This window comes from Aquisalimonas sp. APHAB1-3 (assembly GCF_048323695.1).
In the GTDB taxonomy this organism is placed as follows: Bacteria; Pseudomonadota; Gammaproteobacteria; order Nitrococcales; family Aquisalimonadaceae; genus Aquisalimonas.
Genome location: NZ_JBLWFT010000004.1, coordinates 67902 through 92661, shown reverse-complemented (window position 1 = coordinate 92661; position 24760 = coordinate 67902). Strand labels below are relative to the sequence as shown.

Here is a 24760-nt window from a genome sequence, read left to right as displayed (position 1 = left end):
CGAATGGATACCCGGGCCGCGCAACGGGTAGCATACCCCAACCGCCATCCCGCAAATCCGGAAGAAGGTCACACCATGTCAGACCGCTACACCCAGACCCGGTTCCTCAAGAGCGCCAACGAGCTCTCGCAGCTGCCCCCGGATACCGGGCTCGAGGTGGCCTTCGCCGGACGCTCCAATGCCGGCAAGTCGAGCGCCCTGAACGCGCTGACCGGGCAGAAGCGCCTGGCCCGGATCAGCAAGACGCCCGGCCGAACGCAGCTGATCAACATCTTCCCGGTCGACGAGGAGCGGGCACTCATCGATCTGCCGGGCTACGGCTACGCCAAGGTGCCGGCGGCCATCAAACACCACTGGGACCGGGTGCTGCCGCAGTACCTGGATCGCCGGCAGGCGCTGCGCGGTCTGATGCTGATCATGGACATCCGCCACCCGCTCAAGGACTTCGACCGCCAGATGCTCGCCTGGTGCGACCACGCCGGGCTGCGCGTGCATGTGCTGCTGAACAAGGCCGACAAGCTCAAACGCGGCGCGGCGGCATCCGCGCTGATGGCGGTTCGCCGCGAGTTGGAGGCGGAGTTCCCGGAGACATCTGTCCAGTTGTTCTCCGCCCTGCGGGCCACCGGCGTGGAGGAGGCGCGGGATGTGCTGGATGCGTGGTTCGCGACGGACCCGCACTGATCCCGCACGCGCCCCGATTCCCTTCATGAAAGGGGAACTTCCGATACATGAAACGGTCTCATACAGTGCGCCAGTGCCCGGCGCCGCCCGCTCACCCCCCTGTATGCTGAGCGGGCTGTCGCGACTCTCCCCAGGGTCGCACGTTGGTCCCGGTCTTTCCCCCCGAGAGCCGGGACCTTTTCTTTTCCGACCCACGATAGCCCGGCCCCTGCCGCCGATTCAGTGCGCTTCTTCCCAGTTCTGTCCGACGCCGATGTCCACCTCCAGCGGCACATCCAGGGTGGCCGCCTCGACCATGAGCCCCCGCACATGCGTCGCCACGGTATCCACCTCGCTCTCGGGGACTTCGAACACCAGTTCGTCGTGGACCTGCATGACCATGAGCACATCCGGCTCGTCGGCACGCAGCCACTCATCCACACGGATCATGGCGCGCTTGATGATATCCGCCGCCGTCCCCTGCATGGGTGCGTTGATGGCGGTGCGCTCGGCGTACTGCCGCCGCTGCTGGTTGCTGGCGTTGATCTCCGGCAGATACAGCCGGCGGCCGTAGACCGTCTCCACGAAGCCCTGCTCCCGGGCGCTGGCCCGGGTGCCGTCCATGTACGCCTTCACGCCCTGGAAGCGGTCGAAGTAGAGATCCACATACTGCTGCGCCTCACCGCGCTCCACACCGATCTGCCGCGCCAGGCCCCAGGCGGACATTCCGTAGATTAGCCCGAAGTTGATGGCCTTGGCGGCGCGGCGCTGCTCGTCGGTGATCTGCTCCGGTGCGGCGCCAAAGACCTCTGCGGCGGTGGCACGGTGGATGTCCTGACCCTCGGCGAAGGCGCGCCTGAGGGTCGCGTCGCCGGAGAGGTGCGCCATGATGCGCAGCTCCACCTGGGAGTAGTCCGCCGCCATGAGGCGGTAACCGGGGGTGGCAATGAAGGCCTTGCGGATGCGTCGGCCCTCCTCGCTGCGCACCGGGATGTTCTGCAGGTTCGGGTCGCTGGAAGAGAGCCGGCCGGTGGCCGCCACGGCCTGGTGGTAGGACGTGTGCACCCGGCCGGTGTGCGGGTTGATCATCTGCGGCAGCTTGTCGGTGTAGGTGGACTTGAGCTTGGACAGACCGCGGTGCTCGATGATGAGCCGCGGCAGCTCGTAGTCCGCCGCCAGCTCCTGCAGCACGGACTCCGCGGTGGAGGGCTGGCCCTTGGGGGTCTTCTGCAGCACCGGCAGCCCCTGGCGATCGAACAGGATCTCCTGAATCTGCTTGGGCGAACTCAGGTTGAAGGGGCCACCGGCGGCGTCGTGAGCGGCCTTCTCCAGCTGCTGCATGCTCTTCGCCAGTTCACTGCTCTGCTTGCGCAGCAGCTCGCGGTCCACCAGCACGCCGTGTCGCTCCATGCGCGAGAGCACCGGCAACAGCGGCACCTCGATCGCCTCGTAGACCGCCTGCAGGGACGGGATGGCCTGCACCCGCGGCCACAGGGTCCGGTGCAGCTGCAGGGTCACGTCGGCGTCCTCGCAGGCGTAGTCGGTCGCCTCGTCCACACCCACCTGGTTGAAGGTGATCTGCTTGGCACCCTTGCCGGCCACGTGCTCGTACTTGGTGGTGCCGCGCCCCAGGTACTTGAGCGCCAGGGAGTCCATGTCGTGACGGGTGGCGGTGGAGTCCAGCACATAGGACTGCAGCATGGTGTCGTGGCGCACACCCTGCAGATCGATGCCGTAGCGGGCCAGCACACTCATGTCGTACTTCAGGTTCTGGCCGACCTTGAGGTGGTCCTCGGCCTCCAGCAGCGGCCTGAGGGCGTCCAGCACCTGCTGGCGGTCGAGCTGATCGGGCGCGCCCGGGCCGTCGTGGGCCACGGGGATGTAAATGGCCTCGCCGGGCTCGATGGCGAACGACAGCCCGACGATGTTGGCTTCCATGTAGTTGAGGCTGTCCGTCTCCAGATCGAAGGCGAACAGCTCCGCATCCCGCAGCCGCGCCAGCCAGGCGTCGAACTCCGCCTGCTCGGTCACCATGCTGTAGTCGCCGCCGGGTGCGTCACCCTCACCCGCATCGCCGCGGTCATCACCGAGCTGGGACAGCCAGCCGGAGAACTCCTGCTGGCGGTAGAGTTCGCGCAGGGTGGCGGTGTCCGGTTCGCCGCGCTGCAGATCATCCGGGCTCTGGTCCAGGTCCAGTTCGCAGCGGATGGTGGCCAGATCCCGCGACAGGGGCAGGTCGTCCAGGTGCTCGCGCAGGCTCTCGCCCACCTTGCCCTTGATGGCGCCGGCATTGGCCACCACGCCGTCCAGGTCGCCGTAGGCGTTCAGCCACTTCACGGCGGTCTTGGGCCCCACCTTGGGAATGCCGGGGATGTTGTCGGACGTATCACCCACCAGGGCCAGGTAGTCGATGATGCGCTCCGGCGGCACGCCGAACTTCTCGCGCACGCCGTCCACGTCCAGAGACGTGCCGCTCATGGTGTTGAGCAGGGTCACCCGGTCGGTGACCAGCTGGGCCATGTCCTTGTCGCCGGTGGAGATGATCACGTCGCTGCCGGCGGCGGCCTGCCGGGCCAGGGTGCCGATGACGTCGTCCGCTTCGACGCCGCTCACTTCCACCAGGGGCAGCCCCATGGCGCGGACGATCTGCTTCAGGGGTTCGATCTGCGGACGCAGATCCTCGGGCATGCCGGGCCGGTTGGCCTTGTACTGCTCGAAGAGGTCATCGCGGAAGGTGCGCCCCGGCGCGTCGAACACCACACCGATGTGGGTGGGCTCGTATTCCGCCAGCAGCTTGCGCAGCATGTTGACCACCCCGTAGACGGCCCCGGTGGGGTCGCCTGCGGAGTTGGTCAGGGGTGGCAGAGCGTGGAAGGCCCGGAACAGGTACGAGGAGCCGTCTACCAGGATCAGCGGCTGCCTTGTGCTGCGCTCTGCCATGTCGTTCGTCCGTTCAGAAGCGGGCGGAGACCCCCATGTAGGGTCCATCAATGGTCAGGTCCGCGTCCAGATCGTCGAAGCTGTCGAGACGGATATTCTGGTACTTGTATCCGCCTTCGATGGCGATCGAGGCCAGACCGATGCCGGTACGGTAGCCGGCCGAGAGGGTCATGTCGACTATGCGGTTGCCGTCGAAGCTGAGATAGCTGACTTCACCGCCGCCGAACAGACCCGTTCCGGGCAGGCGCGCCTCGGTGCGGGCGTAGACCAGCGGCAGGGGGCCGTCGAAGCTGACGCGCTCGCGCTCGCCCTCGCTCTCAACGTCGATCTCACCGTCGATGTACTTCACATTCAGGCCGATATCGAGATCCACGAACAGGCTCCACGGCGACCAGTAGATGATGAAGTCGGTCTGGTCCAGGGTGATCTCCGATTCGTTCTCTCCCGTGAATGACTCGTCGCCGAACGAGAAGCTGCTATCTCCCTCGCCTTCGAGAGTCACCGGCGTGTGCTTGAGCTTGAGCCGGGGCAGCAGCGGAATCGGGTGGCGCAGGTCCGCCCAGACGAAGTAGCCCACCTCGGAATCCGTATCCAGGTCGTCTTCCAGATCGGCGCGATTACCGTCGGCTTCCACATGACCGCTCGGGCCCTGGTTCCACACACCAACGCCGACACTGGCACCGGTCAGCCCCGCCGTGGCGGACAGGGGCAGCGCCATCAGCACCGCCACCAACACACCCTGTTGCACAAATCGCATATGCCCTCCCATGGAGCGTTTCTTGTTGATTGCCGGCATCCACGCCGCGCCGGATGCCACGCAGGCGGTGCCATGTTACATAATGGGGCTGCGGCCTCGCCGTGCACGGCTCACGGTTCGCGACCGCATCGCATCGATTCGCAACAACGGCACAAGCCACTGGAGCAGCATGATCACACCCGACAAGTTCGCGGGGCGCGCCCCGATCAATGACTCGCTGATGACCCGGGAGTCCTGGAAGATCTTCCAGGTCATGGCGGAGTTCGTGGAGGGGTTCGAGCGCCTGGCGCAGATCAAGCCGTCGGCGAGCCTGTTCGGCTCGGCCCGCACACCGCCGGATCACCCCTGGTACGCGCTGGCGGAGGACACGGCCTACCAGCTCTCGGAGGCGGGATTCTCCGTGGTCAGCGGCGGCGGCCCCGGCATCATGGAGGCGGCCAACAAGGGCGCCTACCGCGGCAAGGCCCCCAGCATCGGCCTGAACATCCAGCTGCCCATGGAGCAGGGGGGCAATCCGTATCAGGACATCAGCCTGAACTTCCGCCACTTCTTCTCGCGCAAGGTGATGTTCGTGAAGTACGCCTCCGCCTACGTGGTGCTGCCCGGCGGCTTCGGCACCCTGGACGAGCTGGCGGAGATTCTCACCCTGGTGCAGACGGGCAAGACCCGGCGCATTCCCATCATTCTGGTGAACGAGGAGTTCTGGCGCGGGCTGGTGCGGTGGTTTCAGGACGTGCTGGTGGCCCAGGGCACCATCAACGCCGAGGACATGGATCTCTTTCACGTAGTGGAGGAGCCGAAGCAGGTGGTGGATGCCATCTTCGACCATTACGAGGAGCGCGGCTTCGAGCCCTCGGCGCGGGAGCGGGAGATTCTGCTGGATCTTTAGACATGATGGTGGACCTGAAGGTCCACGCTACGCACGCACTACGCACTCTCCAGAAACCGTAGGGTGGATCTTCAGATCCACCATGGCGGGCTCCGGTGATGCACCCTGGCCTTTTTGGTAGACCTGAAGGTCTACCCTACGCACTCTCCAGCTTGGCGTAGGCCGCCACCAGCCACTTGGTGCCGGCATCGGTGAAATTCACCTGCACCCGGGCGCTGGGACCCTGGCCCTCGTACTGCAACACGATGCCGTCACCGAACTTCGGGTGGTGCACCCGCTGGCCCAGGTTGAACGCGGCGGCGTCCCCGCCCGTCTGCTCGTCCAGCCCGGAGCGCACGGCCATCTGCGGCCGGCTGACGGTCATGCGCGTGCGCACGTGCTGCAGGCAGTCCTCCGGCATCTCGCTGAGAAAGCGTGACGGCGCACCGAAGGTCTCCTTGCCGTGGAGTCGCCGTTTCTCCGCCCAGGTGAGCACCGCCTGCTGCCGCGCCCGGGTAATCCCCACGTAGCACAGCCGCCGCTCCTCCTCGAGCCGGTCCGGGTCCTCGGCGGACATGCGGTGCGGAAACAGACCCTCTTCCAGCCCGGTGAGGAACACCACCGGGTACTCCAGCCCCTTGGCGGAGTGCAGGGTCATGAGCTGAACACAGTCTTCCCAGGCGTCGGCCTGGCCCTCACCGGCCTCCAGTGCCGCGTGGGAGAGAAAGGCCGTGAGCACGGCCATGTCGCCGTCGCCTTCCCACTCCTGCTCGAAGTGGCGGGCGGCGTTGACCAGTTCGTCCAGGTTCTCCAGCCGGGACTCGCCCCGGTCGCTGCCGTCCTTCTGGAACAGCTCGCGCAGGCCGGAGCCCCGGATCACCACGTCGATGCGCTCGGCCAGCGGCTGGTCACCGGCTTCCTCGGCCAGGGCGTCGATCAGCGCCAGGAACTTCGTCACCGCCGTGGCAGCGCGGCCGGGCAGGCTGCGATCACCGATGGCGCCCCGTGCGGCCGCCCACATGCTCACGCCCTGGCGACGGCCCAGCTCGCGGATGGTGTCCACGGTCTTGCTGCCGATCCCCCGGGTGGGCGTGTTCACCACCCGCTCGAAGGAGGGGTCGTCGTCCCGGTTGTCGATGAGCCGCAGGTAGGCGAGCGCATCCTTGATCTCGGCGCGCTCGAAAAAGCGCAGGCCACCGTAGACGCGGTAGGGCAGGCCGCGCGCTAGCAGGGCCTCCTCGAACACGCGGGACTGGGCGTTGGAGCGATACAGGATCGCCATCTCGCGGCGCGCGTGACCGTCGTTGAGCAGCGAGGCGATGCGCTCCACCACGTAGCGGGCCTCGTCCAGTTCGTTGAACGCCGCGTACACCGCAATGGGATCACCATCGGCGCCGTCGGTCCACAGGTTCTTGCCCATGCGGCCGCTGTTGTGGGCGATGAGCGTGTTCGCGGCGTTGAGGATGGTCGCCGTGGAGCGGTAGTTCTGCTCCAGCCGCATGACCCGCGTGCCGGGGTAGTCGTGGCTGAGCTGGCGGATATTCTCCACCCGCGCACCCCGCCAGCCGTAGATGGACTGGTCGTCGTCACCGACGATGAACAGGTCCGCCTGATCACCCGCGATCATGCGCAGCCAGTTGTACTGGATGCCGTTGGTGTCCTGGAACTCGTCAACCAGCAGGTGGCGGAACTGCTCCCGGTAGTGACCCTGGATGCCGGGATTGTCGCGCAATAGCTCGAAGCTGCGCAGCAGCAGCTCTGCGAAATCCACCTGGCCCGTGCGCTCGCACGCCTCCTGGTAGGCCGCATAGATACGCACCATGCGGTCGGTGTGCGGGTCGTTGCCCTCGCCGATATCCCCGGGCCGCTGACCGTCGTCCTTGCGGGCGTTGATGTAGCCCTGGACCTGGCGTACGGGGAACCGGCTCTCGTCGATCTCCAGCAGGCGCATGACCCGCTTCACCAACCGGCGCTGGTCTTCGGAGTCCAGGATCTGGAACGCTTCCGGGAGCTTCGCTTCGCGCCAGTGACGACGCAACAGGCGGTGGGACAGACCATGGAAGGTGCCCGTCCACATGCCGGCTGCGGAGTAGCCAAGCAGGCTTTCGATGCGGCCACGCATCTCTGCCGCCGCCTTGTTGGTAAAGGTGACGGCCATGATGCTGTAGGGCGATGCGTTCTCCACGCGGCCCAGCCAGGCAGCGCGGTGCACCAGCACGCGGGTCTTGCCGCTGCCGGCACCGGCCAGCACGAGATTGTGACCCAGGGGTGCGCTTACCGCCTCGCGCTGGGCATCGTTCAACGGGTCGAGAATATCGGAGACGTCCATGGGGGCGCAGTGTAGCAAGTGCGGCGGCGGAGAGCAGTGACTAACCTTCACCGAGTGCGCGCACCTCCGGCAGAGCGCGGATGACATCCGCGATTGCCTGCACCGTCGGCTCCCGGGCCGACCCCTTGCGCCAGAGAATGGCGACCTGGCGGTGCGGTTGCGGCGCCTTGAACCGGCGCAAGACCAGCCGGCCATGGCCCACCGCGGTGGCGTCCGCCGCGGCCGCCATCCGCGGCAGCAGGGTGATGCCGGCTCCCGCGGCGGCCATCTGTCGCAAGGTCTCCAGGCTCGTGGCACGGAATTCCCGCGCCTCGCGCGCGCCGACGGTCTGGCACACGCTCAGTGCCTGGTCCCGCAGGCAGTGCCCTTCTTCCAGCAGCAGCACCCGGGCGTCGACAAGGTCGGCCAGAGTAACGTCTCGGCGCTCCGCCAACGGGTGCCCGGCGGGGGCGGCCAGGACGAAGGGTTCATTGTAGAGGGTCGCCTGCGCGAACGTGTCGGCCCCCTCGAAGGGCACGGCAATGACCGCGACGTCGATGACGCCATTGCGCAGCTTCTCCAGACAGGCCGCGGTCTGCTCCTCGCGGAGCAACGGGCGCAGGCGGGGAAGCTCGCGCTCGAAGGCCGGCATCAGATAGGGCAGCAGATACGGGGCCACCGTGGGAATAATGCCCAGACGCAGGTCGCCGGCGAACGGGTCGCTGGCCGCGCGGGCCACCTCCACGATGTCATCGGCAAGATTAAGCATACTTCGTGCGCGGCGGGCGACGTCGTCGCCGATGGTGGTGAGCATGATCTGCTTGCTCGAGCGCTCCACCAACTGGACACCCAGATACTGCTCCAGCTTCTTCAGCTGGGCGCTGAGGGTTGGCTGACTCACGTGGCAGGCTTCCGCGGCCCGGCCGAAGTGGCGGTGCTCGGCGACGGCAACCAGGTAGCGGAGGTCCCGCAGGTTCATACAGCACTCCCTTGTCGGCAGTATTCGGGCGTCGGGCGGCGGCTTCGAAATGGTCGGGGGCCTGACAAACGGCCGGAACAGGTTAGTATGATACGCGGGAAAAGGGGGCGACCGGGCCAATCACATCACAATGCCCGACGCCGGTGACGATGACACAGGACTGTTGGCATGGCGTCAGACCGGACTGAACCGGTTTCCATCGTGGTCGTGGACGACGCGAAGTTCACGCTTGAAATGCTTCGGCGGGTGCTGGAAACGACGGGCTACACCGACATACGCAGTGCGGGCTCCGCCGCGGAGGCCCTGGCAATGCTGGACGACCGGCAGGCGGACATCCTCCTGGCCGACTGGTTGATGCCGGAGATGGACGGGCTGGGACTGACCCGCGAAGTGCGCGAGCAGGACGCGGGGAGTGATCACCGGACATCGATCATCCTGCTCTCCGGCAAGGACGAGGCCGGAGCGCTGACGGAAGCGTACGCCAGCGGCGTTGATCATTTCGTCACCAAGTCGCCGGACAGCGAGGGGCTGCTCGACGCCGTGCGCGTGGCAGTGGAGCGCATCCAGGGCAGCCGGGAGTAACTGCCACGCTCACTCGACGGTAACCGATTTCGCCAGATTGCGCGGCTTGTCCACATCGGTGCCCTTGAGTACCGCCACGTGATAGGCCAGCAGCTGCAGCGGCACCGTGAAAACGATGGGCGCCACCACCTCGGCCACCGCAGGCACCGGCAGCACGATCAGGCCCGGGCGTTCGGAGAAGCGCACCGCGTCGTCGGCAAACACCAGCAGTTCGCCACCGCGCGCCTGGACTTCCTGCAGGTTGGATTTCAGCTTCTCCAGCAGTTCGTCATTGGGCGCGACTGCAACCACGGGCATCTCGGCATCCACCAGCGCCAGCGGGCCATGCTTGAGCTCGCCGGAGGGGTACGCCTCGGCGTGGATGTAGGAGATCTCCTTGAGCTTCAGGGCACCCTCCAGGGCGACCGGATACTGTGGGCCCCGCCCGAGGAACAGGCTGTGGCGCTTGTCGACGAAGCGCTCGGCCAGCTCGGCGATGCGCGGCTCCAGCGCTAGGGTGCGCTCCACGGCCGCGGGCAGATCATGCAGGGCCGCCACGAGGTCCCGCTCGGCGTCCGCACTGAGAGCATGGCGCCGCCCCAGGCCCGCAACCAGCAGCAGCAGACCGGCCAGCTGGGTGGTGAACGCCTTGGTGGATGCAACGCCGATCTCCGGGCCCGCTCGGGTCATGAGCGTCAGGTCGGACTCGCGCACCAGAGAGCTCTCAGGCACATTGCAGATTGCCAGACTGGCGCTGTATCCAAGCCGTTTCGCCTCCCGCAATGCCGCCAGTGTGTCGGCGGTCTCACCGGACTGGGAGATGGTCACGAACAGGGAGTCATCGGTGACCACGTGCCTGCGGTAGCGGAATTCGCTCGCCACCTCCACATCGCAAGGCAGGCCGGCGAGAGACTCGAACCAGTACCGCGCGATGAGGCCGGCGTGGTAGCTGGTGCCGCAGGCGACGATCTGCACCCGGCGCACCGTGTCGAATATGGGCGTGGCGTCCGGGCCGAAGATCTCGGGCAGCACCCGCTCACGAGACAGCCGGCCTTCCAGGGTTTCCGCCAGGGCGTTGGGCTGCTCGTGGATTTCCTTGAGCATGAAATGGCGGTATCCGCCGCGTTCCACGGCATCCGGAGAGACCTCGGAGACGCGCACGGGCCGCTCCACTTCGCGGCCGTGCGCGTCGTAGATGCGCACGCTATCGCGGCGGACGTCGGCGATGTCCCCTTCCTCGAGGAAAATGAAACGCTGAGTAACCGGCAACAGCGCGAAGACGTCAGAGGCGATGAAGTGCTCGCCGATACCAAGCCCGATCACCAGAGGGCTCCCGCGGCGCGCCGCGACCAGGCGTTCGGGTTCATCGGCACTCAGTACACCCAGGGCGAACGCCCCTTCCAGCCGTCCCACGCTGGCCCGCACTGCGGCGAGCAGGTCATGGCCGGCCGCCAGGTGGCGGTGCACCTCGTTGACCACCACTTCGGTGTCGGTCTCCGACTCGAATGCGTAGCCAAGACTTTCCAGCTCGGCCCGCAAGGCCTCGTAGTTCTCGATGATGCCGTTGTGAACAATGGCAACCCGGTCCAGGGCCATGTGTGGATGGGCGTTGGCGTCCGTGGGCCGGCCATGGGTCGCCCAGCGCGTGTGTGCGATACCCGTCGTGCCGGTGAGCGGTTCGGCGCGCAGCGCCTCCTCCAGTGCGGCCACCTTGCCCACCGACCGCCGCCGGCGAACGCTGCCGCGGTCGTCGACCAGAGCAACCCCGGCTGAGTCGTAGCCCCGGTACTCAAGGCGTTTCAGGCCTTCGAGGAGGATGCGCGAGACTTCACGCTCGGCAACCGCGCCGACGATTCCACACATGGTCTGACTCCCTCAGATCAGATCAGCGACGCCCGCGGCACCATGAGCACGGACTGGGTGGCCCGCCGGACCACGTTCTGAGCCGTGCTGCCCAGCATCAGCTCGCGGATGGGGCTGCGGCCACGTTTGCCGATGACCATCATCGTGCTGCCTTCTTCCTCGGCGACAGCGGCAAGCACGCGTGACGGGTTGCCATACTCGATGCGAGTCACAAGCCGATCCTTGACGTTCGCGAACTGGTCGGCCAATGCGGCGAGGCGTTTCTCGGCGTCGGCCCGGGCCGCGTTCTCACCCATGGCATCCACGATATCGTCCTCGAGAACATGGCAGAGCACGACCTTCTCGGCGGAGCCGGCCAGTTCGGCCGCATGCCGTTCGGCCTCGTAACAGGACTCGGAGAAGTCGGTCCCCAGCAACAGCGAGCGGAAGCCGCGACCACTCACGCGGCGCGAGCCACCGCCAACCGGTTCGATCAACGTCGGGGTGGACGTCTTACGGATCAGCTGCAGCACGGTGGAACCGCGCAGAAACTCGCGGAAACGTCCTTCGCCGCGGGAACCGACGAGGATCAGCGACGCGTGCGCGGCACGCGCGATGGTGGAGAGCTCGTGCGCCGGCTGGCCGGTGCGGAGCTCTGCGTTGACATGGAATCCGGCCTCTTCAAGAACGGATTTCTCCTCCTCCAGACGACGGTGCGCGTCCTGACGGTGGACCTCGTCCTGGGTCTCGGAATGATGGGACAGGAGGACGTCAACAAGAGTGATCTCCTCGGTACCCAGCCGGCGAAGCTCGTCCATCTCCTCCAGCAACCTGGATGAGGCGGAAGCAAAATGCGCGGCTACTACAACGTGCTTGAACATCGACTGTCTCCTCTGGGAATCAAGGCCTCCCGTGATTGCCGCTTCCCGGCTCGACGGCTCTGGCAACCACGGCCCGCTACTTCCATCATTGGGCCCCGCACCGGACGCGTCAACAGTGGGCGCATCAGCGCCGCCGCCGGGCCCAGCCGGACACGCTGCGCGCCGGTGCACGGGTGACGGTCAGGCTGTCCGCCTCCGTATCCCGGGTCAGCGTTGTTCCCGCACCAAGGACGGAGCCAGGCGCGACCGACACCGGCGCCACAAGCTGTGTCCCGGAGCCGATGAACGCACGATCACCGATCTCTGTATGGTGCTTGCTGGCGCCGTCGTAGTTGCAGGTGATGGTGCCGGCACCAACGTTCACGTTACTGCCGAGGCGGGCGTCGCCGATGTAGCTCAGGTGATTGACCTTGCTCCCGGGTCCGATCACGGCCTTCTTGATCTCGACGAAATTGCCCACCCGCGCCGCGGCCCCGAGCTCAGCACCGGGGCGCAGACGAGCGAACGGGCCCACACGGCCATCACGGCCGACGTGCGCCCCTTCCAGCACGCTGTGGCTCTCGATCACCGCCCCGCTCTCAATGGTGACATCGCGAAGGCAGACATAAGGGCCGATGCGGACGTTGTCGCCCAGTGTCACCGAGCCCTCCATGACGACGCCGACATCCACGACACAGTCCTGGCCGAACCGCAGTATACCGCGCAGATCGAACCGGCTGCCGTCGGCCAGACCGAGCCCCTGACGCAGTACCGTATCGGCCACCCGGCACTGGTACGCACGCTCCGCCGCCTGCAGCTGCACGCGGTCGTTGACCCCGGCCACTTCGGCCGGATCGGCAGCCTGCGCCGCAGTCACCCGCACGCCGTCTGCGCGCGCCAGTGCAACGCAATCCGTCAGGTAGTACTCACCCTGAGCGTTATCGTTACCGCAGCGGCCGAGCCAATCCCGCAGGGCGGCGGCGGGCGCGGCCATCAAACCGGTATTGGTCTCCGTCAGGGCGCGTTCTTCCGGGCGCGCGTCCTTGTGCTCGACGATGCGCTCGACGAACCCCTCGGCATCCCTTATCACGCGCCCGTATCCGGCGGGGTCATCGAGTTCGACCGTAAGCACCGCCGGGCCATGCGCCGCGGCCGCCACTAACGCTTCCATGGTTTCCGCCCGCACCAGGGGCACATCACCATACAGGACCAGGACCACGGCATCGTCGCCGATCCCGGGCATGGCCTGCTGGACCGCGTGCCCGGTGCCGAGCTGCTCCGCCTGCTCGACCCAGCACAGATCCGTGTCGCCCAGGGCCTCACGGACCCGGGCGCCGCCATGGCCGTGGACCACGTGCACCGCGGCGGGCTCCAGCGCCATGGCGGCGTCGACGACGTGGCGCAGCATCGGCCGCCCGGCCAGGGGGTGCAGCACCTTCGGTAGCGCAGAGCGCATCCGCGTTCCCTGACCTGCGGCAAGGATCACAACGTGGAGAGGAGGGCGTGGATCGGACATGGGCGTAGCTCTCTGGACGGGCTCCCAACGAAAAAAAGCCGCCGCTCCCGGCTTTCGGGGCGGCGGCTGTCACAACGCGCGGTCGACCACGATCGCGGTCGCAGTCAGCTACCCCGCTTACGGCGCAGACTCTGCAACGCCCGCAGCTGCGCCGCAGCTGCGGCGAGCTCGGTCTGGGCCCGTGCATAGTCCACTTCCGAACTGCGGTCGCGCAGGGCTTCCTCGGCGCGGCGTTTCGCCTGCTCCGCCTCCGCTTCGTCGATATCCTTCGCGCGCACAGCGGTGTCGGCGAGTATGGTGACGACGTGCGGCTGAATCTCCAGCATGCCGCCGGAGACGTAGAAGAACTGCTCATCGCCGCCGGGCATGCGCACGCGGACTTCACCGGGCTGGAGCTGCGCCATCAGCGGCGCGTGTCGCGGCATGATGCCGAGCTCCCCTTCGGTGGCTCGCGCCGCCAGGAACTCGACTTCACCGGCAAACACGGCTTCTTCCGCGCTGACGATGTCCAGTTGCATGGTATTGGCCATTAGGGCACCTATGCGACAGAGTTACAGGTTCTTCGCCTTCTCGACGGCTTCGTCGATCGTGCCAACCATGTAGAAGGCCTGCTCGGGCAGTTCGTCGTACTCGCCGTCAACGATCCCCTTGAAGCCGCGGATCGTCTCCTTGAGGGAGACGTACTTACCGGGGGAGCCGGTGAACACCTCCGCCACGAAGAACGGCTGCGACAGGAAGCGCTGGATCTTGCGCGCCCGGGACACGGTGAGCTTGTCCTCTTCCGAGAGCTCGTCCATGCCCAGGATGGCGATGATGTCCTTGAGCTCCTTGTACCGCTGCAGCGTCCCCTGCACCGCGCGGGCGGTGTCGTAGTGATCGTCCCCGATGACCAGCGGATCCAGCTGGCGGCTGGTGGAGTCCAGCGGGTCCACCGCCGGGTAAATACCCAGGGAGGCGATGTCACGGGACAGCACCACGGTGGCGTCCAGGTGAGCGAAGGTCGTGGCCGGGGACGGGTCGGTCAGGTCGTCGGCAGGCACGTACACGGCCTGGATCGAGGTGATGGAACCGGTCTTGGTGGAGGTGATGCGCTCCTGCAGAACGCCCATTTCCTCGGCCAGCGTCGGCTGGTACCCCACCGCAGACGGCATACGCCCGAGCAGCGCGGAGACTTCCTGCCCGGCCAGCGTGTAGCGGTAGATGTTGTCGATGAACAGCAGCACGTCGCGGCCTTCATCACGGAAGTACTCCGCCATGGTCAGGCCGGTAAGCGCAACGCGCAGGCGGTTGCCCGGCGGCTCGTTCATCTGGCCGTACACCAGCGCCACCTTGTCCAGCACGTTGGACTCGGTCATTTCGTGGTAGAAGTCGTTACCCTCACGGGTCCGCTCACCGACACCGGCGAATACCGAGTAGCCCGAGTGCTCGATGGCGATGTTGCGGATGAGCTCCATCATGTTGACGGTCTTGCCCACGCCAGCGCCGCCGAACAGGCCGACCTTGCCGCCCTTGGCGAAGGGGCAGATCAGGTCGATGACCTTGATGCCGGTCTCCAGCAGTTCCGCGCTGGCGGACTGTTCGTCATAGGCCGGGGCGTTGCGGTGGATGCCCCAGGTCTCGTCGTTGCCGATATCGCCCTTTTCGTCGATGGGGCGACCCAGCACGTCCATGATGCGGCCCAGTGTCTTCTGGCCGACCGGCACGGAGATAGCCTTGCCGGTGTTGGAGACTTCCAGCCCGCGCTTCAGCCCGTCGGTGCTCCCCATGGCGATACACCGCACGACACCGTCGCCGGTCTGCTGCTGGACTTCCATCACCAGGTCAACTTCGTTGACCGTCAGGGCGTCGTAGACATTGGGCACGGCGTCACGAGGGAATTCGATATCCACCACGGCGCCGATGATCTGGACAATTTTTCCTGAGCTCATACCCCAGTTCCTCTAAAAACGATTCTTGAAAACGGCACGGGCATCCTGATCGCCGGCCTAGACGGCCGCGGCACCGGAGACGATCTCCGTGAGCTCCGTGGTAATGGCCGCCTGACGCGCCTTGTTGTAGACGAGCTGCAAGTCCTCGATCACGTTCTCCGCGTTATCGGATGCAGACTTCATCGCAACCATCCGCGCCGCCTGCTCGCTGGCAATGTTCTCGACCACCGCCTGATACACCATCGATTCCACGTACCGCTGCAGCAGTTCATCCAGAACGTGCTCGGCGTCGGGCTCGTAGATGTAGTCCCAGCTGTAGGGTTGCTCGTCGAGCACGGGATCAGTCAGAGCGGGCAGCGGCAGGAGGGTCTCCACCTGCGGCGTCTGCGTCATGGTGTTCACGAACTCGTTGTAGACAAGACAGACCTGATCGAGCTCGCCGTTACGGAACCCGTCCAGCATCACCTTGATGGTCCCGAGCAGATCGGCGATGTGCGGCGTATCACCAAGGTGTGTCACCTGGGCCACCAGGTTGCCGCTCAGGCGCCGCAGGAACTGGGCGCCCTTGTTGCCGACGGCACAGAGGTCCACCTCGACGCCCCGCTCCTCGCACTTGCGGAGCTCGGGGATGAGCTTGCGGAACAGATTGCTGTTCAGCCCGCCGCACAGCCCCCGGTCCGAGGTCACGACGATGAAACCCACCCGTTTCACTTCCCGTTCCGACATGAACGGGTGCCGGTACTCCGGCTGTGCGTGTGCCAGGTGGCTGACCACGTTGCGGATCTTCTCGGCGTAAGGCCGCGAGGCTTCCATCCGCCCCTGCGCAGAACGCATCTTGCTGGCCGCGACCATCTCCATCGCGCCGGTGATCTTCTGCGTGTTCTGCACGCTCTTGATCTTGGTACGTATCTCTTTAGCGCCGGACATCGGCGGACCTCGCTTGGCTTACCAGGAACCCTGCGACTTGAACTCGGAGATCAGCGTCTTGAGCTGACCCTCGATCTCGTCATTGAAATCGCCGGTCTCGTTAATGGTCTTGCAGAGATCGGGGTAGTTGGAGCGCATATGGCCATGCAGGGCCGACTCGAAGCTACCGATTTCCTTCAGATCCAGATCGTCCAGATAGCCTTCATTGACCGCATACAGGGACAGCGCCATCTCCGCGACGGGCAGCGGGCTGTACTGCTTCTGCTTCATCAGCTCCATCACGACCTGACCACGCTCCAGCTGCTGCCGGGTCGCTTCGTCCAGATCGGATGCGAACTGCGCAAATGCCGCCAGCTCACGGTACTGGGCCAGGGCGAGGCGAATACCGCCGCCGAACTTCTTGATGATCTTGGTCTGGGCAGACCCACCCACACGGGAGACGGAGATACCGGCGTTGATGGCCGGACGCACGCCCGAGTTGAACAGGTCGGACTCCAGGAAGATCTGACCGTCGGTGATGGAGATCACGTTGGTCGGCACGAACGCGGAGACGTCGCCGGCCTGCGTCTCGATGATCGGCAACGCGGTCAGCGAGCCCGTCTTGCCGGTGACTTTGCCGCCCGTCTGCTGCTCGACGAAGTCGGCATTGACCCGTGCCGCGCGCTCCAGCAGCCGGGAGTGGAGGTAGAACACGTCACCGGGATAGGCTTCACGCCCCGGGGGCCGGCGCAGCAGCAGTGAAACCTGACGGTAGGCCCACGCCTGCTTGGTCAGATCGTCGTACACGATCAGGGCGTCTTCGCCCTTGTCGCGGAAGTACTCGCCCATTGCGCAACCGGCGTAGGGGGCGATGTACTGCAGCGCGGCGGACTGGGACGCGGCCGCGGCAACGATGATGGTGTGCTCCATCGCGCCATGCTCTTCCAGCTTGCGTACGACGCTGGCGATGGAGGAGTTCTTCTGACCAATCGCAACGTAGATGCAGGTAACGCCGGTGCCTTTCTGGTTGATGATCGCGTCGACGGCGACGGCGGTCTTGCCGGTCTGACGGTCACCGATGATCAGCTCGCGCTGGCCGCGACCGATGGGCACCATGGAGTCGATGGCCTTGAGGCCGGTCTGCACCGGCTGGTCGACGCTCTGACGTGCGATGACGCCGGGGGCGACCTTCTCGATGGGCTCACTCTGGGTGGTTTCCACCGGGCCCTTGCCGTCGATCGGGTTGCCCAACGGGTCTACGACGCGGCCCTTGAGGGCATCGCCCACCGGCACTTCCAGAATGCGGCCGGTGCACTTGACCGGGTCGCCTTCCGAGATGTGGCGGTAGTCACCGAGAATCACGACACCCACGGAGTCACGCTCGAGGTTGAGCGCCATGCCGTAGGTCTCGTTAGGGAACTCGAGCATTTCGCCCTGCATGACGTCCGCCAGCCCCGCGACACGCACGATACCGTCCTGTACGGACACGGCGGTGCCTTCATTCCGGGCTTCGGCGACGGCATCGAAGTTCTCGATGCGCTGCTTGATGAGATCGCTGATTTCCGAAGCTTTGAGTTGCATAGGAGTTATCCCCTTACCGGTTCAGGGCCGTCGCCAGGCGTGTCAGGCGGCCGCGCACCGAACCATCGATTACCAGATCCCCTGCCCGAATGATCGCGCCGCCCATGAGGCGGTCGTCGATCTCGCTGGTGAGGTGAACTTTCCGCTTGAGGCGCTTGCCCAGGGAAGCCTCCAGCTCGGCCTGGAGCTTGTCGTCCACAGGCTGTGCCGAGACGATGGTCGCCTCCAGCGTCCCCTCTTCCTCGGCGCGCAGCGCCTCGTACTGCTCCGCGAGCGGGGCCAGCGCGATGAGCCGGCCCTTTTCCGCAAGCAGCCGCACGAGATTCTGCCCGGCGTCGTCCAAGTGTTCGCCGCAGATATCCCGGATCAGTGCATTCGCCTGATCGGGCGACAGCCGGGGACTGGCCAGCAACGGATGAACCCGTTCATCACTGGCCACGGCGGCGAGCAGGCCGAGCGTGTCGGACCACTTGGCCAGCTCGCCCTTTTCACGGGCGAGCTTGAACACCGCTTGAGCGTAGGGCCGTGCGATGGTGTTGAAGTCGGCAGCCATCGATATCGCCTCAGAGCTGTTTCGCCAGGTCCTGGAGCAGGTCGTTGTGCGCCTTGGCGTCCACCTCGCGCTCCAGCACACGGCTGGCGCCAGTGACGGCCAGGGTTACAACCTGATCCCGGAGTTCGGTCTTGGCCTGGTTGATCTCCTGCTCGATCTGGGCCTGCGCCTGCGCCAGCTGGCGTTCACCCTCGCTGCGAGCCGTTTCGCGCGCTTCCTCGATGATCTCGTTGGAGCGCTTGTTGGCCTGCTCAAGGATGTCGCTGGCCTGCTGACGGGCTTCCTTCAGGATTTCCGCCTGCTTGGCTTCGGCCTTTTCGAGCTCTTCACGACCACGTTCGGACGCGGCAAGACCATCGTTGATCTTTTCCTGCCGTTCCTTCATGGCCGTGGCGAGATTCGGCCAGACGAACTTCATCGTGACCCAGACGAACACCCCGAAGGCGATCATCTGGCCTAAGAGCGTGGCATTGATATCCATGCCATCACCTCCCGTGGGTGTACCTATGAATTAGACGCAACCAGCGTTACGCGCCAGCCGCGGCTTCAATAGCACCGACGAACGGGTTGGCGAAGATGAAGAACAGGGACAGACCCACACCGATCATGGAGATGGCGTCGAGCAGACCGGCCAGCAGGAACATGCGGCCCTGCAGCATGGCGGCGAGTTCGGGCTGCCGGGCAATGCTCTCGAGGAACTTGCCACCCATGATGGCGAAGCCGAGGGCGGTGCCGAGGGCGCCGGCGGAGAGGATGATGGCGACGGCGATGACGGTCATGCCCTGCACGTCGGCAATGAGTTCTGCGAGTTCCATTGTCTACCTCCGAGTCGTATGACAGATACGTAAAGTGAAATCGGTGAACGCTTAGTGATCCTCGGCCGCCATACTGAGATAGACGACACTGAGCATCATAAAGATAAATGCCTGCAGCGGAACCACCAGGATGTGGAAGATGGCCCAGATCGAGGCAAGAATGGTTTGCCCGGCGAACAGCATGAGACCACTAACACTGGTGAGCATCTCACCCCAGGCCGTACCGAAGCCGAGGGTCAGGGTGGCGATCAGGATGAAGATTAGCTCCGCCGCGTAGAGGTTGCCGAACAACCGCAGCGACAGGGAGATGGGCTTCGCCAGCAGCTCGACGATGTTCAGCACCAGGTTGAACGGCATCAGCCACGGGCCGAACGGGTGGAACAGCAGTTCCTTGATGAAGCCGCCGAGCCCCTTGTAGTAGAGGCTGAAGCCGATGATCAGCGCCAGAACGGACAGCGACAGGCCGAAGGTGATATTGAGGTTCACCACCGGCAGGACCTTGAAGTAATCCCAGCCGAGCGCGCCCATGGTGTCGGGCACCAGATCGATGGGAATGAGATCCATGAAGTTCATGAGAAAGACCCAGACGAAGATGGTCAGGGCCATGGGTGCGACGAGGGAGTTCTTGCCGTGGAAGGTGTCCTTGCTGATGCCGTCGATGAATTCGACCATCATCTCCACGAAATTCTGTAGCGGGCCGGGGACACCAGCGGTCGCACGGCGCGACACCATCCCGAAGAAGAGGAGAAAGAGCCCGCCAAGCAGGATGGACACAAGGAGGCTGTCCAGGTGCAGCGACCAGAACCCTTCGCCGATCTGCCAGTGCGTAAGGTGGTGCTCGATATAGCCCGTGACGCCCGAAGAATTATCGCTCATCGTTGTTCACCACTGTTCAGCCCGCGCCGGCTCTCAGCGCGAGCCAGTAGACGAGTATGGCCAGAATGTAGGTCGTAATCAGGGGAGCAAAAGCCGAAGCGAACACCTGCAGTGCGATGGCAAACAGCACCACGGTCAGGCCGAACTTGAGCACTTCCCCCCGATAAAACGCGCCGACGATTCGCTTTGGTTCAGCATCCGCCGGCACCGAAAACACTTTGACCGCGAGGTAGAGGGCCGGAAGTATGGCCACAACACCTCCAGCGATAGCAGCCATCCCTGCTTCACCGCCCCGGAACATGCCCCAGACGGCGCCGCTGATCAGAGTCACCGCACCTTGCCCGATGATTACGGTACGGGCGGCATTCCTAGCGCTCATGACGCACCGGGCCGGGGGCGCTTCGCCTGCTCCTGCAGCAGGCGCGCTGCCGGTGGGTAATCGGTCCGGACGCCATTTGCTGTGCCATCACGATACGGTTGTGTCGGCACCGCGCACCGCCATTGGCTGGCCGCACGGTGTCACTTGAGCCGCGGAGTATAATGACTCCCCCCCGGGGGGTCAACGCCGCCTCTGGCGGGTCAACGGATGCGCTCGATGATGCCGTCGAGCTCGTCGAGGCTGCCGTACTGGATGACGAGTTTGCCCTTGCCCTGGCGTCCCTGCTGGATGGACACGCTGGCGCCAAGGCGGTCGGCGAGGTCATCCTGCAGGCGACGAATGTCCGGGTCCACGGCTTGCTTGCGCTGCGAGGCGTCCTGCTTGCTGCCCTCCAGCGCCTTGCGAACGAGGGCTTCCGTCGCCCGTACCGACAGGTCCTTGGCAACCACGCGCGCGGCGATGGCGTTCTGGTCGGCCACGGGCAATGCGGCCAGGGCGCGGGCATGGCCCATCTCCAGTTCGCCACGCTGAACCCGCTCGCGAACCTCGGGGCTGAGATCGAGGAGCCGCAGGAGGTTGCTCACCGAGGCACGGGAACGCCCCACGGCCTCCGAAACGGCCTGGTGGGTCATGCCAAACTCTTCGACCAGCCGCCGCAGGGCCACCGCCTCTTCCAGCGGGTTGAGGTCTTCACGCTGGATATTCTCGATCAGCGCCACCGCCACGGCGACTTCATCCGGGATTTCCCGGACGATGGCCGGCACCTCGCTCAGCCCTGCCAGCTGGGCGGCACGCCAACGGCGCTCGCCGGCGATGATCTCGTAGCGGTCATCGTCGATGGGGCGCACCACCAGAGGCTGGATGACGCCCTGGGCGCTAATGGAATCCGCCAACTCCTGCAGGGCGGTCGGATCCATCTCCCGTCGGGGCTGGTACTGTCCGCGCTCCAGCCATTCCACGGGGAGCCGACGCAGATCGCCGTGGTCGTCGCTGGCGATCTCGTCGGCTGCCCCCAGCAATGCGTCCAGGCCGCGTCCGAGTCCTCGTTTCTTCGCGCTCATTGAGAGCCTCTGTCCGTTCAGGCGGTGGCCGCCGCCGTCATGTCCTTGCGGATGATCTCGCTGGCCAGTGCCATATAGGCCAGCGACCCCCGGGAATACCGGTCGTAGTGAATTGCGGAAAGCCCGTGGCTGGGGGCCTCCGCGAGGCGGATATTCCGCGGGATCAACGTGCTGTAGACCTGCTTGGGAAAATGCTGCATCAGCTGCGCCCCAACCTGGTTGGCAAGATTGTTACGGGGATCGAACATGGTGCGCAACAGCCCCTGGATCACGAGTTCGTTGTTGGCCTGCTGCTGAACGCGACGAATGGTGTCCAGCAGCGCCGTCAGCCCTTCTAGGGCATAGTATTCGCACTGGATCGGGATCAGCACGCCGTGCGCTGCCACCAGGGCGTTGACGGTGAGGATGTTCAGCGACGGCGGGCAGTCGATCAGGATGTAGTCGAAGTCGTCGCGAATCCGGGCGAGCTGGCGGCGCAGGTGCTGCTCCCGCCCCTCGGACTCCATCAGACGCACTTCCGCCGCCGTTAGATCACTGTTGCCCGGCACCACATGGAAGCCGCCTTCCGGCGCTTCAATGAGCGCGTCCCGCACGGAGCGTTCGTCCATCAACACGTGGTAGCCGCTGACCGCCACCTCATTGCGGTCGATGCCGGCGCCGACCGTAGCGTTGCCCTGCGGATCCAGGTCAACGACCAGCACGCGCTGGCGGTTCATGGCGAGCGCGGCCGCCAGATTCACACATGTGGTGGTCTTGCCGACCCCGCCTTTCTGGTTGGCGATGGCAATGATTCTACCCATCGGTTTCTCCGCTTTTGACTTTCTGACGGCGGATACGAACGACGCAGCGCGCGGCATCCAGCCCCGGGACTTCCAACGGCTCGACCTCGAACCGCCAGCCCGGCGGCATCTCCGCGGTCTCGACGTCGCCGTCGAAGTGCCCCTTCATTGCCAGGATCAGGCCGTGCGGTGCCACGATCCGGCCTGCCCCCTGGACGAAATGGTCCAATCGCGCGAAAGCGCGTGCTGTTACCGTGTCAAAAACGGAGTCCGTGGACCAGCGTTCAATCCGCTCCTGAACGACGGTAACCCGATTCAGAGCCAGTTCCAGCGCGGCCTGACGCAGAAACCGCGTCTTCTTGCCGTTGGTGTCGAGCAGAGTCACCTGCAGGTCCGGTCGGCAGAGCGCCAGCGGAATTCCCGGCAGCCCGGCCCCCGAGCCCACATCCAGCAGTCGCGATCCTTCAAGATAGGGAAGGGTCGCCAGGCTGTCCAGAAGGTGCCGGGGCACCATCTCGAACGGATCCCTGACTGCCGACAGATTGAAAGCCCGGTTCCAGCGGCTCAACAACGCCAGATAGTCGACCAACGGCTCCACGGGCGCCGTGGCCGACAGCCCCAGACGCTTGACGCCGTCGGCCACGGCACGCGTGACCGCCGCCCTCGGGAACGCCTCCGTCATGCGCGCCGACGGACCTGCGCCGGGTCGTCGCCGCGGCGGAGGTGAACCAGCAGCAGTGACACCGCCGCCGGCGTAACACCCTGGATGCGCGACGCCTGGCCAATGGTACCCGGCCGGTGATCGAGCAGTTTCTGGCGTACCTCGCTGGACAGCCCGGCGACGGCATTGAAGTCCACGTCGTCCGGTATGGTCAGGTGTTCGAAGCGCTGCGCGCGCTCGATCTCATCGCGCTGACGGTCCAGATAGCCGGCGTACTTCGCCTGAATCTCGATCTGCTCGGCCACCGCGGGGTCCGCCACGCCGGCGTCTCCGGTCAGTGCCGTCAGCCCTGCATAGTCCACTTCCGGCCGACGCAGGACGGCATCGAGATGCTGCTCACGCTTGAGCGGGCCGCCAAGCACACGCTGCGCGACGGCCGGGTCAACATCGGCCGGTCGCAGCAGGGTGGTGGCCAGCCGCTGTTGTTCGGCGGCAATGGCATCGCGCTTGCGCTGGAAGGCATCCCAGCGCCGGTCATCCACAAGGCCCAGCTCCCGGCCAACGGGAGTCAGCCGGAGGTCGGCATTGTCTTCCCGCAGCAGCAGCCGGTATTCCGCCCGACTGGTGAACATGCGGTAGGGCTCCTGCGTGCCACGGGTGATGAGATCATCAATGAGCACACCGATGTACGCCTCATCACGGCCAGGTGTCCAGGGCGCCTGGTCGCGAACGGCGCGGGCGGCGTTGAGTCCCGCGACCAGCCCCTGGGCCGCCGCCTCTTCATACCCGGTGGTGCCGTTGATCTGCCCGGCAAAGTACAGCCCGCCCACGTAATGCGTCTCCAGGCTGGGCCGGAGGTCACGCGGATCGAAGTAGTCGTACTCGATGGCATACCCGGGCCGGGTGATGTGCGCGTGTTCCAGTCCGACGCAGGAGCGCACCAGCGCCAGCTGCACGTCGAACGGCAGACTCGTGGAGATGCCGTTGGGATACACCTCGTGGGTGTCCAGACCTTCCGGTTCGAGAAAGATCTGATGGGAGGTCTTGTCGGCGAAGCGCACCACCTTGTCTTCCACGGACGGGCAGTACCGCGGACCCACGCCATCGATTTCGCCCGAGTACATGGGGGAGCGATGGAGCGCGTCGCGGATCAGGTCATGGGTGGTTTCATTGGTGTGGGTGATCCAGCAGCTGACCTGTTGCGGATGCTCGGCGCGGGACCCCATGAACGACGCCACCGGCGTCGGATCGTCACCGGGCTGCTCCGACAGGCGCGAGAAGTCGATGGTCTTGCCGTCGAGGCGCGGCGGCGTGCCCGTCTTCAGACGGCCGACCCGGAACGGGCGGGCGCGCAGCTTCTGCGCCAGCGCATTGGCCGGCGGGTCGCCGGCGCGGCCGCCCTGGAAGTTCTCCTGGCCGATGTGGATCTGCCCGCCGAGAAACGTCCCCACGGTAAGCACAACGGCAGGCGCGTGGAAACGCAGACCCATCTGCGTCACCACACCGTGAACGCGGTCGTCATCCAGCAGCAGGTCATCCACGCCCTGCTGGAATACGGTGAGGCCGGGCTGGTTCTCCACGGCCGCGCGGATGGCGGCCTTGTAGAGGGCGCGGTCCGCCTGGGCGCGGGTGGCGCGCACCGCTGGCCCCTTGCGGGCGTTGAGCGTACGGAACTGGATGCCGCCCCGGTCGGTGGCGCGCGCCATCGCGCCGCCCAGCGCGTCCACTTCGCGCATGAGATGGCCCTTGCCGATACCGCCGATGGCGGGGTTGCAGCTCATCTGGCCGATGGTCTCGATGTTGTGGGTGAGCAGCAGCGTGCGCGCACCTGTCCGCGCCGAGGCGAGCGCCGCCTCGGTGCCGGCGTGACCACCGCCAACCACGATCACGTCGAAACGATCCGGATAATCCAAAGGTGCGACCTCCCGGC

The 24760-nt window shown here is 65.7% G+C and carries 23 protein-coding genes; 3 read left to right on the top strand and 20 right to left on the bottom strand.

The window, feature by feature from the left end; genetic code table 11:
- Positions 1–75 precede the first annotated feature (75 nt).
- Positions 76–681 carry a ribosome biogenesis GTP-binding protein YihA/YsxC gene (gene yihA / locus ACNSTU_RS08660; protein WP_290633229.1) on the top strand — a complete coding sequence of 202 codons (606 nt, stop codon included), beginning with the start codon at positions 76–78 and terminating at the stop codon, positions 679–681.
- 219 nt (positions 682–900) lie between these two features.
- Here yihA and polA read toward each other — a convergent pair whose 3' ends face one another.
- Complete coding sequence (polA, locus tag ACNSTU_RS08655) at positions 901–3600, bottom strand: DNA polymerase I (protein ID WP_290636691.1); 2700 nt, start codon at positions 3598–3600, stop codon at positions 901–903.
- Positions 3601–3613: 13 nt separating this feature from the next.
- Positions 3614–4357, bottom strand: a complete 744-nt coding sequence (locus tag ACNSTU_RS08650; protein ID WP_290635473.1) for a TIGR04219 family outer membrane beta-barrel protein — start codon at positions 4355–4357, stop codon at positions 3614–3616.
- A 169-nt stretch (positions 4358–4526) separates the two neighbouring features.
- Here ACNSTU_RS08650 and ACNSTU_RS08645 point away from each other — a divergent pair, with 169 nt between their 5' ends.
- A complete protein-coding gene (locus ACNSTU_RS08645) occupies positions 4527–5246 on the top strand; it encodes a TIGR00730 family Rossman fold protein (protein WP_290635475.1) in 720 nt (239 codons plus the stop codon).
- A 136-nt stretch (positions 5247–5382) separates the two neighbouring features.
- Here ACNSTU_RS08645 and uvrD read toward each other — a convergent pair whose 3' ends face one another.
- On the bottom strand, positions 5383–7554 hold the full coding sequence (gene uvrD / locus ACNSTU_RS08640; protein WP_290635477.1) for a DNA helicase II: 2172 nt from the start codon (positions 7552–7554) through the stop codon (positions 5383–5385).
- A gap of 40 nt (positions 7555–7594) precedes the next feature.
- Complete coding sequence (locus tag ACNSTU_RS08635) at positions 7595–8512, bottom strand: LysR substrate-binding domain-containing protein (RefSeq protein ID WP_290635480.1); 918 nt, start codon at positions 8510–8512, stop codon at positions 7595–7597.
- A 168-nt stretch (positions 8513–8680) separates the two neighbouring features.
- On the opposite strand from ACNSTU_RS08635, the gene ACNSTU_RS08630 reads away from it, so the two are divergent.
- Positions 8681–9094 carry a response regulator gene (locus ACNSTU_RS08630; RefSeq protein ID WP_290635482.1) on the top strand — a complete coding sequence of 138 codons (414 nt, stop codon included), beginning with the start codon at positions 8681–8683 and terminating at the stop codon, positions 9092–9094.
- 9 nt (positions 9095–9103) lie between these two features.
- On the opposite strand, the gene glmS is transcribed toward ACNSTU_RS08630, so the two are convergent.
- From glmS to mnmG, 16 genes are all read right to left on the bottom strand, one after another.
- Positions 9104–10936 carry a glutamine--fructose-6-phosphate transaminase (isomerizing) gene (gene glmS / locus ACNSTU_RS08625; protein WP_290635484.1) on the bottom strand — a complete coding sequence of 611 codons (1833 nt, stop codon included), beginning with the start codon at positions 10934–10936 and terminating at the stop codon, positions 9104–9106.
- A gap of 17 nt (positions 10937–10953) precedes the next feature.
- Positions 10954–11796 (bottom strand): universal stress protein, encoded by an 843-nt coding sequence (locus ACNSTU_RS08620; RefSeq protein ID WP_290635486.1) that lies wholly within the window; start codon positions 11794–11796, stop codon positions 10954–10956.
- A gap of 124 nt (positions 11797–11920) precedes the next feature.
- Entirely contained in the window at positions 11921–13291 is a 1371-nt protein-coding gene (gene glmU, locus ACNSTU_RS08615; RefSeq protein ID WP_290635488.1) for a bifunctional UDP-N-acetylglucosamine diphosphorylase/glucosamine-1-phosphate N-acetyltransferase GlmU, read from the bottom strand.
- A 104-nt stretch (positions 13292–13395) separates the two neighbouring features.
- Positions 13396–13821, bottom strand: coding sequence for a F0F1 ATP synthase subunit epsilon (locus ACNSTU_RS08610; protein ID WP_091644747.1), 426 nt, complete (start codon positions 13819–13821; stop codon positions 13396–13398).
- 21 nt (positions 13822–13842) lie between these two features.
- Positions 13843–15219, bottom strand: a complete 1377-nt coding sequence (atpD, locus tag ACNSTU_RS08605; RefSeq protein WP_290635492.1) for a F0F1 ATP synthase subunit beta — start codon at positions 15217–15219, stop codon at positions 13843–13845.
- 57 nt (positions 15220–15276) lie between these two features.
- The gene (gene atpG / locus ACNSTU_RS08600) at positions 15277–16146 is read right to left on the bottom strand and encodes a F0F1 ATP synthase subunit gamma (RefSeq protein WP_290635494.1); all 870 of its coding nucleotides are present in this window, start codon (positions 16144–16146) and stop codon (positions 15277–15279) included.
- An 18-nt stretch (positions 16147–16164) separates the two neighbouring features.
- On the bottom strand, positions 16165–17706 hold the full coding sequence (atpA, locus tag ACNSTU_RS08595; protein ID WP_290635496.1) for a F0F1 ATP synthase subunit alpha: 1542 nt from the start codon (positions 17704–17706) through the stop codon (positions 16165–16167).
- A 13-nt stretch (positions 17707–17719) separates the two neighbouring features.
- Entirely contained in the window at positions 17720–18259 is a 540-nt protein-coding gene (locus ACNSTU_RS08590; RefSeq protein ID WP_290635498.1) for a F0F1 ATP synthase subunit delta, read from the bottom strand.
- A gap of 10 nt (positions 18260–18269) precedes the next feature.
- Complete coding sequence (locus ACNSTU_RS08585) at positions 18270–18740, bottom strand: F0F1 ATP synthase subunit B (protein WP_290635500.1); 471 nt, start codon at positions 18738–18740, stop codon at positions 18270–18272.
- Between the two features lie 46 nt (positions 18741–18786).
- Positions 18787–19074 (bottom strand): F0F1 ATP synthase subunit C, encoded by a 288-nt coding sequence (gene atpE, locus ACNSTU_RS08580; RefSeq protein WP_091644757.1) that lies wholly within the window; start codon positions 19072–19074, stop codon positions 18787–18789.
- 51 nt (positions 19075–19125) lie between these two features.
- Entirely contained in the window at positions 19126–19950 is an 825-nt protein-coding gene (gene atpB, locus ACNSTU_RS08575) for a F0F1 ATP synthase subunit A (RefSeq protein ID WP_290635503.1), read from the bottom strand.
- Between the two features lie 16 nt (positions 19951–19966).
- Positions 19967–20329 (bottom strand): ATP synthase subunit I, encoded by a 363-nt coding sequence (locus tag ACNSTU_RS08570; RefSeq protein ID WP_290635505.1) that lies wholly within the window; start codon positions 20327–20329, stop codon positions 19967–19969.
- 200 nt (positions 20330–20529) lie between these two features.
- Positions 20530–21390 carry a ParB/RepB/Spo0J family partition protein gene (locus ACNSTU_RS08565; RefSeq protein ID WP_290635507.1) on the bottom strand — a complete coding sequence of 287 codons (861 nt, stop codon included), beginning with the start codon at positions 21388–21390 and terminating at the stop codon, positions 20530–20532.
- A gap of 17 nt (positions 21391–21407) precedes the next feature.
- A complete protein-coding gene (locus tag ACNSTU_RS08560) occupies positions 21408–22190 on the bottom strand; it encodes a ParA family protein (protein WP_290635509.1) in 783 nt (260 codons plus the stop codon).
- Entirely contained in the window at positions 22183–22851 is a 669-nt protein-coding gene (rsmG, locus tag ACNSTU_RS08555; RefSeq protein WP_418212262.1) for a 16S rRNA (guanine(527)-N(7))-methyltransferase RsmG, read from the bottom strand. The genes ACNSTU_RS08560 and rsmG overlap by 8 nt, the downstream gene beginning before the upstream one ends.
- Positions 22848–24743, bottom strand: coding sequence for a tRNA uridine-5-carboxymethylaminomethyl(34) synthesis enzyme MnmG (gene mnmG, locus ACNSTU_RS08550; RefSeq protein ID WP_290635513.1), 1896 nt, complete (start codon positions 24741–24743; stop codon positions 22848–22850). Before mnmG ends, rsmG begins: the two co-directional genes overlap by 4 nt.
- Positions 24744–24760: the final 17 nt, after the last annotated feature.